Origin of the sequence: Paracoccus broussonetiae (assembly GCF_031854425.1) — a bacterium.
Classification (GTDB): Bacteria; Pseudomonadota; Alphaproteobacteria; order Rhodobacterales; family Rhodobacteraceae; genus Paracoccus; species Paracoccus broussonetiae.
Map to the genome: position 1 here is coordinate 249,960 of NZ_JAVRQI010000001.1, position 13,992 is coordinate 263,951.

The following is a 13,992-nucleotide window of genomic DNA, read 5'->3' on the forward strand; positions in this document are numbered from 1 at the left end:
CTTCCGGGCGGTTGCCGTTATTCCTCGTCCTCCGCATCCAGGAGTTCCATGTTGAGGCCCAGACCCCGGACCTCCTTGACCAGGACGTTGAACGATTCCGGCACGCCGGCTTCGAAGTTGTCCTCGCCCTTCACGATGCTTTCATAGACCTTGGTCCGGCCGGCCACGTCGTCCGACTTCACCGTCAGCATTTCCTGCAGGGTATAGGCGGCGCCATAGGCCTCAAGGGCCCAGACCTCCATCTCACCCAGACGCTGACCGCCGAACTGCGCCTTACCGCCCAGCGGCTGCTGGGTAACAAGGCTGTACGGACCGGTCGAACGGGCGTGCATCTTGTCATCGACAAGGTGGTGCAGTTTCAGGAAGTACTTCACGCCCACGGTCACGGGACGCGCGAAGGGCTCGCCCGTGCGGCCGTCGAACACGATCGACTGCCCCGACTCGCTGAAGCCAGCGCGCTTGAGGGCGTCGTTGATATCCGCCTCTTTCGCGCCGTCAAAGACCGGGGTGGCGATCGGAACGCCGGTGCGGACCGCGTTGGCGCTTTCCAGCACGTCTTCGTCCGCCATTTCGGCGAAGGTCAGGTCATAGGTCTGGTCGCCATAGCCGTTCTTCATGGCATCGCGCACGGTCGTCATGTCGCCGTTGCGCCGGTATTCCTCCAGCGCCTCGTCGATCTTGATGCCCAGACCACGGCTGGCCCAGCCCATGTGGACCTCAAGGATCTGACCGACGTTCATGCGCGACGGCACGCCCAGCGGGTTCAGCACCAGGTCGACCGGAGTCCCGTCCGCAAGGAAGGGCATGTCCTCCATCGGCACGACTTTCGAGACGACACCCTTGTTGCCGTGACGACCGGCCATCTTGTCGCCCGCCTGCAGCTTGCGCTTCACGGCGACGAAGACCTTGACCATCTTCATCACGCCCGGAGGCAGGTCGTCGCCCTGGCGAACCTTTTCGACCTTGTCGTCGAAACGGTTGTCCAGCGCACGTTTCTGCGCGTCGAATTGCTGGTTCAGCGCTTCGACTTCCTTGGCGGTGTCCTCGTCTGCGACGGCAAGCTGCCACCACTGACCACGGCTCAGCTGGCCCAGCAGGTCGTCGTTGACGGTCGCGCCGGCCTTGATGCCTTTGGGACCCTTGACGACTTCCCTGCCCATGATCAGCGACTTCAGGCGCGCATAGATGTTGCGCTCAAGGATCGCCAGCTCGTCGTCCCGGTCACGGGCCAGACGTTCGACTTCCTCGCGCTCGATCTGCAGCGCACGTTCGTCCTTGTCGACGCCGTGACGGTTGAAGACCCGGACCTCGACGATCGTGCCATAGGCACCCGGCGGCAGACGCAGCGAGGTGTCGCGGACGTCCGAAGCCTTTTCGCCGAAGATGGCGCGCAGAAGCTTTTCTTCCGGCGTCATCGGGCTTTCGCCCTTCGGAGTGATCTTGCCGACCAGGATGTCGCCCGGGCCGACCTCGGCGCCGATATAGACGATGCCAGCCTCGTCGAGGTTGCGCAGCGCTTCTTCACCGACGTTCGGGATGTCGCGGGTGATCTCTTCCGGACCAAGCTTGGTGTCGCGGGCCGCGACCTCATACTCGTCGATATGGATCGAGGTATAGACGTCGTCGCGGTGGATACGCTCGCTCACGAGGATCGAGTCCTCGTAGTTGTAGCCGTTCCACGGCATGAAGGCCACGACCACGTTCCGGCCGATCGCCAGTTCACCCTGATCGGTCGAGGGACCGTCGGCAACGACCTGACCCTTGACGACCTTCTCGCCCACCTTGACCAGCGGACGCTGGTTGATGGTCGAGGACTGGTTCGAACGCTTGAACTTGCGCAGACGATAGATGTCCACGCCCGCGTCGCCCGCACCCAGATCCTCGGTCGCGCGGATAACGATACGCTGCGCATCGACCTGGTCGATGATGCCGCCGCGACGCGCCATGATGGCGGCCCCGGAATCGCGTGCAACGGTCGCTTCCATGCCGGTACCGACGAACGGCGCCTCGGCCCGCAGAAGCGGAACCGCCTGACGCTGCATGTTGGCACCCATCAGGGCGCGGTTGGCGTCGTCGTTTTCAAGGAACGGAATCAGCGCGGCGGCGACCGAAACCAGCTGCTTGGGCGAAACGTCGATCAGGTCGACCGCTTCCACCGGGTTCAGCATGAAGTCGCCGGCCTGCCGGGTCGAGACCAGCTCGTCCACGAACTTGCCGTTTTCGTCCAGCGTCGCGTTGGCCTGGGCCACGGTGTGACGCATTTCCTCGGTCGCAGACATATAGACCACGTCGTCGGTGACGTGACCCTCGATGACCTTGCGGTACGGGGTCTCGATGAAGCCGTACTTGTTCACGCGGGCAAAGGTCGCCAGCGAGTTGATCAGGCCGATGTTCTGGCCTTCCGGCGTTTCGATCGGGCACATCCGGCCATAGTGGGTCGGGTGAACGTCGCGCACCTCGAAGCCGGCGCGTTCACGCGTCAGACCGCCCGGCCCAAGCGCCGAAAGACGACGCTTGTGCGTGACTTCCGACAGCGGGTTGGTCTGGTCCATGAACTGCGACAGCTGCGAGCTGCCGAAGAACTCGCGCACGGCGGCCGCGGCCGGCTTGGCGTTGATCAGATCCTGCGGCATGACAGTGTCGATTTCGACGCCGGACATGCGCTCGCGGATCGCGCGCTCCATGCGGAGCAGCCCGATGCGATACTGGTTTTCCATCAACTCGCCGACCGAGCGCACGCGGCGGTTGCCGAGGTGGTCGATGTCGTCGATCTCGCCCTTGCCGTCGCGCAGTTCCACGAGGCCGCGGATACAGGCGATGATGTCATCCTTGCGCAGGGTGCGCTGGGTGTCCGGCGCGTCCAGGTCAAGGCGCATGTTCATCTTGACGCGGCCCACGGCCGACAGGTCGTAACGCTCGCTGTCGAAGAACAGGCTGTTGAACAGGGTCGAGGCAGCCTCGACGGTCGGCGGCTCGCCCGGGCGCATGACGCGGTAGATATCCATCAGCGCGCCTTCGCGGCTCATGTTCTTGTCCGCGGCCATGGTGCTGCGGATATAGGGGCCGACATTGACATGGTCGATGTCCAGCACCGGGACATCCTCGATCCCGTTGTCCAGCAGCACCTTCAGCAGACCGCCCGAAACCTCGCCGTCACGGTCGTATTCCAGGGTGATCTCGTCGCCGGCCTCGGCATAGATGAAGCCGGTCTCTTCGTTGATGATATCCCGTGCGACGAAGCGGCCCACGATCTTGTCGAAGGGCAGCAGCAGGTTGATCTCGCCCTTGTCGGCAAGCTGCTTGACCAGGCGCGGCGTGACCTTGTCACCGGCCTTGGTGATGACTTCGCCGGTATCGGCATTCACCAGGTCATAGGTCGGGCGGGTGCCACGCACGCGCTCGGGGAAGAACTTGGTGACCCAGCCCGCGTCCCGGCCCCGGCCAGCGCGCTGCAGCTTGTAGTCGACGGTGTCATAGAAGGCGCTCATGATACCTTCCTGATCCATGCCCAAGGCATAGAGCAGGGTCGTCACCGGAAGCTTCCGGCGGCGGTCGATGCGCGCGAACACCAGGTCCTTGGCGTCGAATTCGAAATCCAGCCACGAGCCGCGATAGGGAATGATGCGGCAGGCGAACAGCAGCTTGCCCGAGGAGTGGGTCTTGCCGCGGTCATGGTCGAAGAACACGCCGGGCGAGCGGTGCATCTGGGACACGACGACGCGCTCGGTCCCGTTCACGATGAACGTACCGTTCTGCGTCATCAGGGGCATGTCGCCCATGTAGACGTCCTGCTCCTTGATGTCCTTGACCGACTTCGCGCCGGTGGTCTCGTCGACATCGAACACGATCAGGCGCAGCGTCACCTTCAGCGGCGCGGCATAGGTCATGTCGCGGCTCTGGCATTCGTCCACGTCGTATTTCGGCCGTTCCAGTTCGTATTTCACGAATTCCAGGGTCGCCGTCTCGTTGAAGTCCTTGATCGGGAAAACCGACTGGAAGACACCGTTGATGCCCTCGCCGTCCTGGTGTCCCTCGGCCTCGCCCGACCGCAGGAACAGGTCGTAAGAGGATTTCTGAACCTCAATGAGGTTCGGCATCTCAAGAACTTCGCGGATATTGCCATAGTAACGCCGGATGCGTTTCTGGCCGACATAAGCTTGCGCCATAGAGGGTCTAACCTTTCGTCTTTCGCTTGCAGCGGTCGTCGGGGCCCGACCGGCGCAAGGCGGCGAATGAGGGGCGAGGTTCCATTCGTGCCGCGCGTCCCACCGCGCCGCTCCCGAACCTCGAACATGCCCTGAAGGAAGGTTTCATGCAGCTTCTTTCGAAACCGCCCTTCAAGACAGGTTCGGCAGGGACCGGGGGAACCCCGGACCCTGCCTTGTCCTTCAGAAGTCGTTGACCAGCACCATCAAGTGCCCGGTCGATTACTTCAGCTCGACCTTGGCGCCAGCCGCTTCGAGCTTTTTCTTCATTTCTTCGGCGTCGGCCTTCGACACGCCTTCTTTGACTTTGCCACCGGCTTCGACCAGGTCTTTGGCTTCTTTCAGGCCAAGACCGGTGATGCCGCGAACTTCTTTGATCACGTTGATCTTGTTCGCGCCAGCGTCCGTCAGGACGACGTCGAATTCGGTTTTCTCTTCGACGGCTTCGGCAGCAGCAGCCGGACCGGCAACCATGACGGCGCCACCAGCAGCCGGCTCAATGCCGTACTCGTCTTTCAGGATGTTTTTCAGTTCCTGGGCTTCCAGCAGGGTCAGGCCCACGATTTCTTCGGCGAGTTTTTTCAGGTCAGCCATTTTTCCGTTCTTTCCATTAAGTGTTCCAACGACGGGTATTCAACCCTACGAGGGAATGGGATTGCCTTAAGCGGCCTCGCGCTCTTCCAGAGTCGTGAGGATGCTCGCGATGTTGGAAGCAGGTGCGCCAATCGCGCCCGCGATGTTCGAGGCAGGGGCACCGATGCAGGCCACGATCGAAGCGATAAGCTCCTCGCGCGACGGCATTTGTGCCACGGCTTTCACACCGGCAGGGTCAAGAGCCGTGTCGCCCATCGCACCGCCCAGGATCACGAACTTGTCGTTCGCCTTGGCGTATTTGTCCGCGATCCGGGCAGCAGCCACTGGATCCTCGGAGTAAGCGAGCACGGTCATACCCGTCAGATAGTCAGCGATGCTTGCGCAGGGCTTCCCATCCAGGGCGATCTTGGCGAGCCTGTTCTTGGCAACGCGAACGGACCCGCCAGCTTCACGCATTTGCGCGCGCAGGTCCTGCATTTGGGCAACCGTCATTCCTTCGTAGTGTGCGACCACCACGACGCCAGAGGCTTCAAAGATCTGGCCGAGTTCTTCGACCAGCTGCTCTTTTTGCGCTCTATCCACGGTTTCACTCCAAGTATGGGGGTTTCCCCCCGGCTCAACTATCCAGCCGCCCGAACAGCGACTGAACCGGTCCGTGACGGTCCAAGATCCCCCGAAGAAGTCTTCGGAAAATGGTCTTGATCCCATCTCAGGAAGGAAATTAAGCAGGTCTCCCCGCACCCTCCGTCTCGGACAGGACGGGGCGATGAACGCCCCGCCATCCGCCGGATCACTCCGGCGAAATTCTTGCGCAGCTTACTGCGCGGTGGCCGAAGCCAGGTCCAGCGACACGCCCGGACCCATGGTCGAGCTGATCGAGACCTTCTTGACGTAGGTGCCCTTGGCGCCCGACGGCTTCGCACGGTTCACGGCATCCACGAACGCGCGGATGTTCTCGGCCAGTTTCGCGGCGTCGAACGAGGCCTTGCCGACGCCGGCATGGACCACGCCCGCCTTCTCGGCTTTGAACTGGACTTCACCGCCCTTGGCAGCTTCGACGGCCGACTTGACGTCCATCGTCACCGTGCCGACCTTCGGGTTCGGCATCAGGTTGCGCGGGCCCAGGATCTTGCCCAGACGGCCGACCAGCGGCATCATGTCCGGGGTGGCGATGCAGCGATCGAATTCGATCTTGCCCGACTGGATGGTCTCCAGCAGGTCTTCCGCACCGACGATCTCGGCGCCAGCGGCCTTGGCTTCGTCAGCCTTGGGGCCACGGGCGAAGACAGCGACGCGAACGTGCTTGCCGGTGCCGTTGGGCAGGGTGACAACGCCACGGACCATCTGGTCGGCATGACGCGGGTCGACGCCCAGGTTCATCGCGATTTCGACGGTTTCGTCGAATTTCGCTTTGACATTGCCCTTCACCAGGGCAACGGCATCCTCGACCGACAGGTTGGCCTTGCCGTCAAAGGCGGCGCGGGCGGCGGCTTGGTTTTTCGAGATTTTCGCCATGACTTAGCCTTTCACCTCGATACCGATCGAACGGGCCGAGCCGAGGATGATCTGCATCGCGGCTTCGACGTCATTCGCGGACAGGTCCTTCATCTTGGCTTCGGCGATCTCGCGAACTTGTTTCGCGGTCACGGTGCCAGCGACCGTGCGGCCGGGCTTGTCCGAACCCTTGGCGCGGTTGCGCTTGCCGACCGGCTTCAGGCCAGCGGCTTTCTTCAGCAGGAACGAGGCCGGCGAAGTCTTGGTTTCGAAGGTGAAGGATTTATCGGCGTAATAGGTAATCACGACCGGAACGGGCGAACCCTGTTCCATTTCCTGCGTGCGGGCGTTGAACGCCTTGCAGAATTCCATGATGTTGATGCCGCGCTGACCCAGGGCCGGGCCGACGGGCGGGGACGGGTTGGCTTGACCCGCCTTGATTTGCAGCTTCAGGCTGCCGACAACTTTCTTGGCCATCTGGCCTTCTCCTTATCATCACGCCCGCGACGCGCGGGCAGACTTAGCGGTTTTCGGCCCGCATCCCGAAGGACCGGCACCTCCCGCACGACATCACGCGGTCTTGGAGACCTGCGTGAATTCCAGTTCGACCGGCGTAGGCCGGCCAAAGATCGAGACGGTAACCTTGATGCGGCTCGAAACCTCATCAACCTCCTCGACCATGCCCGAGAAGCCCTCGAAGGGTCCGTCGGTCACGTTCACTTTCTCGCCCACGTCGAACCGGATCAGGTTGCGCGGTGCGACCTCGACCCCGCCCTCGCCGGTGCGGTGCAGGATCGCGTTCACTTCATCGTCGCGCATCGGCATCGGCTTGCCCTGCGCGCCCAGGAAACCGGTCACCCGGTTGATCGAGTTGACCAGGTGATAGGTGCGGTCCGATAGATCCATGTGGACCAGGACGTAACCCGGCATGAAGCGGCGCTCCGAGGTCACTTTCTTGCCGCGGCGGATCTCGATCACCTCTTCGGTGGGGACCAGCACCTCGTCAATCTGCTCCTCAAGGCCATTCTCGGCGGTAGCCTGCCGAATCGCCTCGGCGACCTTCTTCTCGAAGTTCGACAGGACGCTGACCGAATACCAACGCTTTGCCATGTTTCGATCGACCCCTGTTCGTTCCAGGCCAGCTTGCGCCAAGCCCTTGCAATTCAATGCCGCCCTATCAGCCAGACGTCCGGCTGGACGACCTTCCGGCCAAATTGAAATCGGCGCGCACGACCGAATCGATGCACGCCGCGTCTCGGGGCAGGTTGCAAGGACATAGCGTCCCCTGCCCTTCAATGCAAGACCTCAGCTGCCGACGAAGTGCAGGATACCCGAGAGCCCCGACTTGATCGCCAGATCGATCAGGAAGAAGAAGATCGAGGCCAGCGTCGCCATGATCAGGACCATGATGGTGGTCGTGATCACCTCACGCCGGGTCGGCCAGCTGATCTTGCCGATTTCGCTGCGCACCTGGCTGATGAACTGAACGGGGTTGGCCATGTTGATCCCTTCGGTCTTGCAGCGCGTCAGATAGCGCCTGCCCGCCCGAGTTTCAAGCCGGAACTGCCGATGCCCTCAAGGCAGCAGCAGTTCGACCCCCGGCATCCGCGCCAACGCCTCGATCTCGGCGCGATAGAACCCGGCCGAACGCTCATGCGCGGCCTCGTCCAGCAGGCGCAGCCGGGGATGGCCCTTGCGACGCGGGAACTTCTGGCGGGCCTGGCGGAACAGGTCGCGCAGGTCCGCCTGGTTGTCGGCCATCGCCTGTGCGACGAACCAGTCGTAGCCGGGTTGGGTGATGCTGACATTGCGCGGTTCCGGCTCGGGGACGGATCCGGCCATGCCTTCCGGCAATAACCGGGCAAGCAATTCGGGACGCAGCGCGGCATAATCCTCATAGCGCCAGACGACGATCCGCCCGACGCCCTCGACCTGCATCAATCGCTTGACCAGCCCCGACCAGGGCGCCCGGGCCGGATCGCGCCCGCCCATATAGGCATCAAGTTCGATCTCGTTCCCCTCGCTCAGTTGCAGCGCAAAGGCCGAGACGTGGAAGCCCGCCGGATCGCGCAAGGCTAGATACAGCGTCGCGGGTCCGCCTCCCGCCATGTCGATCACCCGCCGCAACCGATGTGGCGCGCGGGGATAAAGCGTGCCCCTTTGCGAATAGATCTTGGAGCGGTGGGTCCCACCCAGGATGTTCTCCTCGGAAATCAGCAGGTCGGCGAATCCCTCGCGCGCGGCCTGGAACTGGCGGCGGCAACTCAGTTCGGCCGGGCAACCCTCGCCGCGGGCCAGAGCTTGGGACAGCGGCAGGACATCGCGCAGCGTTCCGGGATCAGCATAGAACAATCCCGCCTGCGCCAAGCGGTCGCGCACCTGTCGCAGCGAATACTGAAGATGGGTCGAGGCGGTCTTGTGCGCCCCCAGATGGATACTCAAAGCCATGGGCCGTGTTCCAGCCGAGCGCGTTCGGAATGTCAATGGGAGGATGGCTGGCAGGGGTTGGGGGACTCGAACCCACGACCCTCGGTTTTGGAGACCGATGCTCTACCAACTGAGCTAAACCCCTAAGCCGACGCCTCCAATATGGCCTTCGCAAAATGCCGTCAAGGCCAATCTCGGCCCAGCGGTGGCAGAGAGTGCCGATGCCGCTTGCCCTCAGCATGAAACGGTTCGTCGAAGCGGCCCGGCAGGTAACCGATATCGCCGGGGAAGCAGCGATCCCCGGAATCAGTTCGCACCCATGACATGGCCCCGCTCCGGCAACCTGTTCTCATGCGCGGCGACCCGGTTCTGAAGTGCTGCGTGCCGATCGGAACCTTTCCAGGCCCCTGCCCGCCCCGTGTTAAGGGCGAGCAGGGATGACACCTACGCGTTCAACTGCGCCCGCCCCTCCGGGCCGGGGACCGGTCCCTCGTCGCTTTCCAGGAAGCCGCCCGATTGCCGCGACCAAAGCCCGGCATAGATGCCGCCCTGCGCCAGAAGCTGGTCGTGCGAGCCCTGCTCGACGATGCGGCCGCGCTCCATCACCACCAGCCGGTCCATCCGTGCGATGGTGGACAGGCGATGCGCGATCGCGATCACGGTCTTGCCGTTCATCAGCGTTTCAAGCTGACCCTGGATCGCAGCCTCGACCTCGCTGTCCAGTGCACTCGTCGCCTCGTCCAGGACCAGGATCGGCGCGTCCTTCAACAGCACGCGGGCAATGGCGACGCGCTGGCGCTGGCCGCCGGACAGCTTCACGCCCCGTTCGCCCACATGCGCATCCAGCCCCCGGCGTCCGTTCGAATCGTTCAGAAGACCGACAAAGTCCGACGCTTCGGCCTGTTCGACCGCGCGCAGCACCTCGTCCTCGCCCGCGTCGGGGCGTCCATACGAGATGTTGTCGCGGATCGAGCGGTGCAACAGCGATGTGTCCTGCGTGACCACGCCGATGGCTGCCCGCAGCGATTCCTGCGAGACCTGCGAAATGTCCTGACCGTCGATCATGATGCGCCCGGATTCCAGGTCGTGGAAGCGCAGCAGAAGGTTCACCAGCGTCGACTTGCCCGCGCCCGACCTTCCGACAAGTCCGATGCGTTCGCCCGGTGCAATCGTCAGGGTCAGGTCGTCCAGGACCGCCCCGCCCTTGCCCGGCGCAGCATCGCCATAGCGGAAGGTGACGTCGCGGAATTCGACCTTGCCGCGCGGCACCTCAAGTGTCTTCGCACCGGGTTGATCGGTGACCATGCGCGGCAGCGACAGGGACCCTATGCCGTCGCGGACCGTGCCGATATTCTCGAACAGCCCTGCGAATTCCCACATGATCCAGTGCGACATGTTGCCGAGCCGCAGCGCCAGCGGGATCGCGATGGCGACCGCGCCAACCTCGATCCGGCCCTGGGTCCAAAGCCAGATCCCCAGCGCGGTAACGGCGAAGGTCAGGCCAGAGTTCAGCGAGGCCAGCAGAATGTTCTGGATCGACGCCAGCCGCATCTGCGAATGCACCGTCCGCAGGAAGCCGTCCATGCTGTCGCGGACATAGGCCTCTTCGCGCGAGGAGTGCGAGAACAGCTTGACCGTCGAGATGTTGGTATAGCTGTCGACCACGCGCCCGGTCATCACCGCGCGGGCATCTGCCTGCGCCTCGCTGATGCGACCGATCCGCGGGACCAGCCACCACAGAAGCAGCCCGTAAAGCACGCCCCAGGCCAGGAACGGCAGCGCCAGCCAGCCGTCGGTCGAGGCGGCCAGCACCAGCGCCCCCAGGAAATAGACCCCGACATAGACCAGCACATCCAGGAACTTCATCGCGACTTCGCGCACGGCCAGCGCGGTCTGCATCAGCTTGGTGGCGATGCGTCCGGCGAACTCGTCCTGGAAATAGCTCATCGATTGGCGCAGCAGATAGCGGTGTGCCTGCCAGCGAATCCTTTGCGGCAGGTTTCCCATCAGCGTCTGATGCATCAGAAGCGAGAAGATGATCTGCAAAAGCGGCAGCCCGATCACCAGGATCGCCGCCATCAGCATCAGCCGCCCACCCTCGACCTGCCAGAAGGCGGCGCGGTCGGTATTGGCCAGCCGGTCGACAAGGTCGCCCAGATAGCCGAACAGCACCACCTCCAGCACGGCGATCAGGGCCGAGCAGGCCGACATGACCAGCATATAGCCAAGCGCCCCGCGCGAGAAATGCAGGATGAAACGCCACAGTCCCTTCGGGGGCATCCGTGGCGGATCGGCAGGATAAGGATCAAGCCGGCTCTCGAACCAGCTGAACATGTTGGACCTCGTGGATTTGTGGCGGGGCGGCGCGTGGGCCCCGGCGCACCGTCTCATGGCTGGGGCGGCAATGGCAAGGCCCAGTACGCGTTCGCTTGCTGCGCCGCGTTACAGGTGACGCGACTCGGGCGCGGGGTTCCACCAGGCGTCATGCGCCCCGTCGGCATAAAAGACCGGCGCGGCGATCAGTTCGGCCTCGGTCACGTCATCCAGTGCGTTGATGCAGACCATGACGAAGGCGCCGTCCATCTGGGGCAGGTTCCCCTGCGTCCAAAGCCGGGTGCCGCAGGTGGCGCAGAACAGGTGGTGCATGTCGACTCCGTCCTGCTGGCTGCGTGGGGTATCGGCCAGTCGCTCGCGGCCTTCGGTGACGCGGAAACCGGCAGCGTCAGGCAGGCGCATCTCCCAATAGCGCATCTTGCGGCAAAAGCGGCAGTTGCAGCGCATCGTGCCCTGCGAAAGGTCGCCATCAGCTTCAAAGCGGACCGCGCCGCAAAAGCAGGAACCGTGATAGGTCTTCATTGCAAATCTCCCGGACCACGACGGGCATCGCGCCCGGCATGACCCAGTCTGGCAAGGTCGTGCTGACAGAACCTGTCAGCTGCCAAGCTTTTCGGCGAAAAAGGCCAGCGTCCGATCCCAGGCCAGCTTGGCCGCCGCCTCGTCATAACGCGGCGTGGTGTCATTGTGGAAACCGTGCTGGGTGCCGGGATAGATGAACGCCTGGTATTCCTTGCCATTGGCCTTCAGCGCCGCTTCGTAATCCGGCCAGCCGGCATTCACGCGTTCGTCCTTTTCGGCGTAATGGATCAGTAGCGGAGCCTTGATCTGCGGCACCTCCTCGGCGCGGGGCTGACGGCCATAGAATGGCACCGAGGCCGAAAGATCGGGATAGGCGACCGCCAGCGCATTGCAGACGCCCCCGCCATAGCAGAAGCCCACGCAACCGACCTTGCCAGTCGAATCCGGGTGATCGCGCAGGAATTCGTAGCCGGCGAAGAAATCCTCCATCAGCTTCGCGGGATCAAGGCTCGCCTGCATCTCGCGCCCCTTCTCGTCATTGCCGGGATAGCCCCCGATCGAACTGAGGCCGTCCGGCCCAAAGGCCAGATAGCCAGCCTTGCCCAACCGCCGGACGACATCCTGGACATAGGGGTTCAGCCCGCGATTCTCATGCACGACCAGCACTGCGGGCAGCTTGCCTTGCGCCGCGACCGGACGCGCCATCAGTCCCGAAATGGTGCCGTTCCCTTCGGGGCTGTCAAAGCTCGCGGTCTCGGTTCGGATCGCGGGATCATCGGGCGGCACCTGCTGGGCCAGCGCGTAATCTGGCTTCAACGCCTCGAAGATCGCGGCAGCGGTCATCCCGGCGGTCGCGAACTGCGCGGCCTGTGCCATGAAGTCGCGCTTGCTGATCCGGCCATGCACATAGCCGTCAAAGATTTCCAGAATGCGGGGGTGAAAATCGGAAGCCTTCCTGCGTTCGGTCATGAGGTTCCTCCCTGGGGCTGGGGCAAACCTAGCACGAATGGCCGCCGAACCTTGGCGTTTTGTCGCGAATCAGCGCGATCCGGACATGAAAAAGGCCGCCCCCGAGGGAGCGGCCTCCTCGTCGCGATATCCCCAAGGGGATCACCCGACGATGGTCTTGCCCGAATTACTTCAGGATTTTCGAGACGACGCCTGCGCCGACGGTGCGGCCGCCTTCACGGATGGCGAAGCGCAGCTTCTCTTCCATCGCGATCGGGGCGATCAGTTCGACTTCGAACTTCAGGTTGTCGCCCGGCATCACCATCTCGGTGCCTTCCGGCAGTTTCACGGTTCCGGTCACGTCGGTCGTGCGGAAGTAGAACTGCGGACGGTAGTTGCCGAAGAACGGCGTGTGACGGCCGCCTTCTTCCTTGGTCAGGATATAGGCTTCAGCCTCGAAGGTCGTGTGCGGCGTCACCGATTTCGGCTTCACCAGAACCTGACCGCGCTCGACGCCGTCACGGTCGATGCCGCGCAGCAGAACGCCGACGTTGTCGCCAGCTTCCCCACGGTCCAGCAGCTTGCGGAACATCTCGACGCCGGTGCAGGTGGTTTTCTTGGTGTCGCGGATGCCCACGATTTCCAGTTCGTCACCCACGTTGACAGCGCCACGCTCGATCCGGCCGGTCACAACCGTGCCGCGGCCCGAGATCGAGAACACGTCTTCGATCGGCAGCAGGAACGGCTGGTCGACGGCGCGCTCGGGCGTCGGGATGTAGCTGTCGACAGCGGCCAGAAGCTCGCGGATCGAGTTCTCGCCGATTTCCGGGTCGCGGCCTTCCAGAGCGGCCAGAGCCGAGCCCTTGATGATCGGAATGTCGTCGCCGGGATAGTCGTAGGACGACAGAAGCTCGCGAACTTCCATCTCGACCAGTTCCAGCAGTTCCGGGTCATCGACCTGGTCGACCTTGTTCAGGTAGACGACCATGTACGGAATGCCGACCTGACGGCCCAGCAGGATGTGCTCGCGCGTCTGCGGCATCGGGCCGTCGGCAGCGTTCACAACCAGGATCGCGCCGTCCATCTGCGCCGCACCCGTGATCATGTTCTTCACGTAGTCGGCGTGGCCGGGGCAGTCGACGTGCGCATAGTGACGCGCGTCCGACTCGTACTCAACGTGCGCGGTCGAGATCGTGATGCCGCGGGCGCGCTCTTCCGGGGCGCCGTCGATCTGGTCATAGGCCTTGAATTCACCAAAGTATTTGGTGATCGCAGCCGTCAGCGTCGTCTTGCCGTGGTCAACGTGACCGATCGTCCCGATGTTGACGTGCGGTTTCGTACGTTCAAACTTTGCCTTTGCCATCATGGCCTCCTATCGGAGAGGGCCACCCGCGCGACAGCCCCCATCGTGAAACATCCGCCGCGACTTATATTTGCGCAGGGGAAAAATCAAGGGCAGCCGGGTCCC

At 63.3% G+C, this 13,992-nt stretch carries 12 protein-coding genes and 1 tRNA gene; all 13 read right to left on the reverse strand.

Annotation, left to right across the window (positions count from 1 at the left end; translation table 11 throughout):
• Positions 1-17: 17 nt before the first annotated feature.
• The 13 genes from rpoB to tuf all read right to left on the reverse strand — a co-directional run bounded on the left by rpoB (position 18) and on the right by tuf (position 13,887).
• On the reverse strand, positions 18-4,166 hold the full coding sequence (rpoB, locus tag RM190_RS01290) for a DNA-directed RNA polymerase subunit beta (protein WP_311757569.1): 4,149 nt from the start codon (positions 4,164-4,166) through the stop codon (positions 18-20).
• A gap of 261 nt (positions 4,167-4,427) precedes the next feature.
• A complete protein-coding gene (gene rplL / locus RM190_RS01295) occupies positions 4,428-4,799 on the reverse strand; it encodes a 50S ribosomal protein L7/L12 (protein WP_311757570.1) in 372 nt (123 codons plus the stop codon).
• 66 nt (positions 4,800-4,865) lie between these two features.
• Positions 4,866-5,381, reverse strand: a complete 516-nt coding sequence (rplJ, locus tag RM190_RS01300; protein ID WP_311757571.1) for a 50S ribosomal protein L10 — start codon at positions 5,379-5,381, stop codon at positions 4,866-4,868.
• 234 nt (positions 5,382-5,615) lie between these two features.
• On the reverse strand, positions 5,616-6,314 hold the full coding sequence (rplA, locus tag RM190_RS01305; RefSeq protein WP_311757572.1) for a 50S ribosomal protein L1: 699 nt from the start codon (positions 6,312-6,314) through the stop codon (positions 5,616-5,618).
• Between the two features lie 3 nt (positions 6,315-6,317).
• Positions 6,318-6,770: a 50S ribosomal protein L11 gene (rplK, locus tag RM190_RS01310; RefSeq protein WP_311757573.1), complete on the reverse strand. Its 453-nt coding sequence runs from the start codon at positions 6,768-6,770 to the stop codon at positions 6,318-6,320.
• Between the two features lie 93 nt (positions 6,771-6,863).
• The gene (gene nusG, locus RM190_RS01315; RefSeq protein ID WP_311757574.1) at positions 6,864-7,403 is read right to left on the reverse strand and encodes a transcription termination/antitermination protein NusG; all 540 of its coding nucleotides are present in this window, start codon (positions 7,401-7,403) and stop codon (positions 6,864-6,866) included.
• Between the two features lie 195 nt (positions 7,404-7,598).
• Positions 7,599-7,793, reverse strand: coding sequence for a preprotein translocase subunit SecE (gene secE / locus RM190_RS01320; RefSeq protein ID WP_311757575.1), 195 nt, complete (start codon positions 7,791-7,793; stop codon positions 7,599-7,601).
• A gap of 75 nt (positions 7,794-7,868) precedes the next feature.
• Entirely contained in the window at positions 7,869-8,741 is an 873-nt protein-coding gene (locus RM190_RS01325; protein WP_311757576.1) for a hypothetical protein, read from the reverse strand.
• 48 nt (positions 8,742-8,789) lie between these two features.
• Positions 8,790-8,865: transfer RNA gene (locus tag RM190_RS01330), tRNA-Trp, on the reverse strand.
• A 299-nt stretch (positions 8,866-9,164) separates the two neighbouring features.
• On the reverse strand, positions 9,165-11,054 hold the full coding sequence (locus tag RM190_RS01335) for an ABC transporter ATP-binding protein (RefSeq protein ID WP_311757577.1): 1,890 nt from the start codon (positions 11,052-11,054) through the stop codon (positions 9,165-9,167).
• Positions 11,055-11,162: 108 nt separating this feature from the next.
• Positions 11,163-11,576 (reverse strand): GFA family protein, encoded by a 414-nt coding sequence (locus RM190_RS01340; protein WP_311757578.1) that lies wholly within the window; start codon positions 11,574-11,576, stop codon positions 11,163-11,165.
• Positions 11,577-11,651: 75 nt separating this feature from the next.
• Positions 11,652-12,545: a YghX family hydrolase gene (gene yghX / locus RM190_RS01345; protein WP_311757579.1), complete on the reverse strand. Its 894-nt coding sequence runs from the start codon at positions 12,543-12,545 to the stop codon at positions 11,652-11,654.
• A 166-nt stretch (positions 12,546-12,711) separates the two neighbouring features.
• Complete coding sequence (tuf, locus tag RM190_RS01350) at positions 12,712-13,887, reverse strand: elongation factor Tu (RefSeq protein WP_311757564.1); 1,176 nt, start codon at positions 13,885-13,887, stop codon at positions 12,712-12,714.
• Positions 13,888-13,992 lie beyond the last annotated feature (105 nt).

Bases quoted from the DNA above. Each gene is read 5' to 3' on its own strand.
- rplL (WP_311757570.1), bottom strand. From the start codon at position 4,799: ATGGCTGACCTGAAAAAACTCGCCGAAGAAATCGTGGGCCTGACCCTG.
- RM190_RS01325 (WP_311757576.1), bottom strand. From the start codon at position 8,741: ATGGCTTTGAGTATCCATCTGGGGGCGCACAAGACCGCCTCGACCCAT.
- rplA (WP_311757572.1), bottom strand. From the start codon at position 6,314: ATGGCGAAAATCTCGAAAAACCAAGCCGCCGCCCGCGCCGCCTTTGAC.
- yghX (WP_311757579.1), bottom strand. From the start codon at position 12,545: ATGACCGAACGCAGGAAGGCTTCCGATTTTCACCCCCGCATTCTGGAA.
- tuf (WP_311757564.1), bottom strand. From the start codon at position 13,887: ATGGCAAAGGCAAAGTTTGAACGTACGAAACCGCACGTCAACATCGGG.
- RM190_RS01340 (WP_311757578.1), bottom strand. From the start codon at position 11,576: ATGAAGACCTATCACGGTTCCTGCTTTTGCGGCGCGGTCCGCTTTGAA.
- rplK (WP_311757573.1), bottom strand. From the start codon at position 6,770: ATGGCCAAGAAAGTTGTCGGCAGCCTGAAGCTGCAAATCAAGGCGGGT.
- nusG (WP_311757574.1), bottom strand. From the start codon at position 7,403: ATGGCAAAGCGTTGGTATTCGGTCAGCGTCCTGTCGAACTTCGAGAAG.
- secE (WP_311757575.1), bottom strand. From the start codon at position 7,793: ATGGCCAACCCCGTTCAGTTCATCAGCCAGGTGCGCAGCGAAATCGGC.
- RM190_RS01335 (WP_311757577.1), bottom strand. From the start codon at position 11,054: ATGTTCAGCTGGTTCGAGAGCCGGCTTGATCCTTATCCTGCCGATCCG.
- rpoB (WP_311757569.1), bottom strand. From the start codon at position 4,166: ATGGCGCAAGCTTATGTCGGCCAGAAACGCATCCGGCGTTACTATGGC.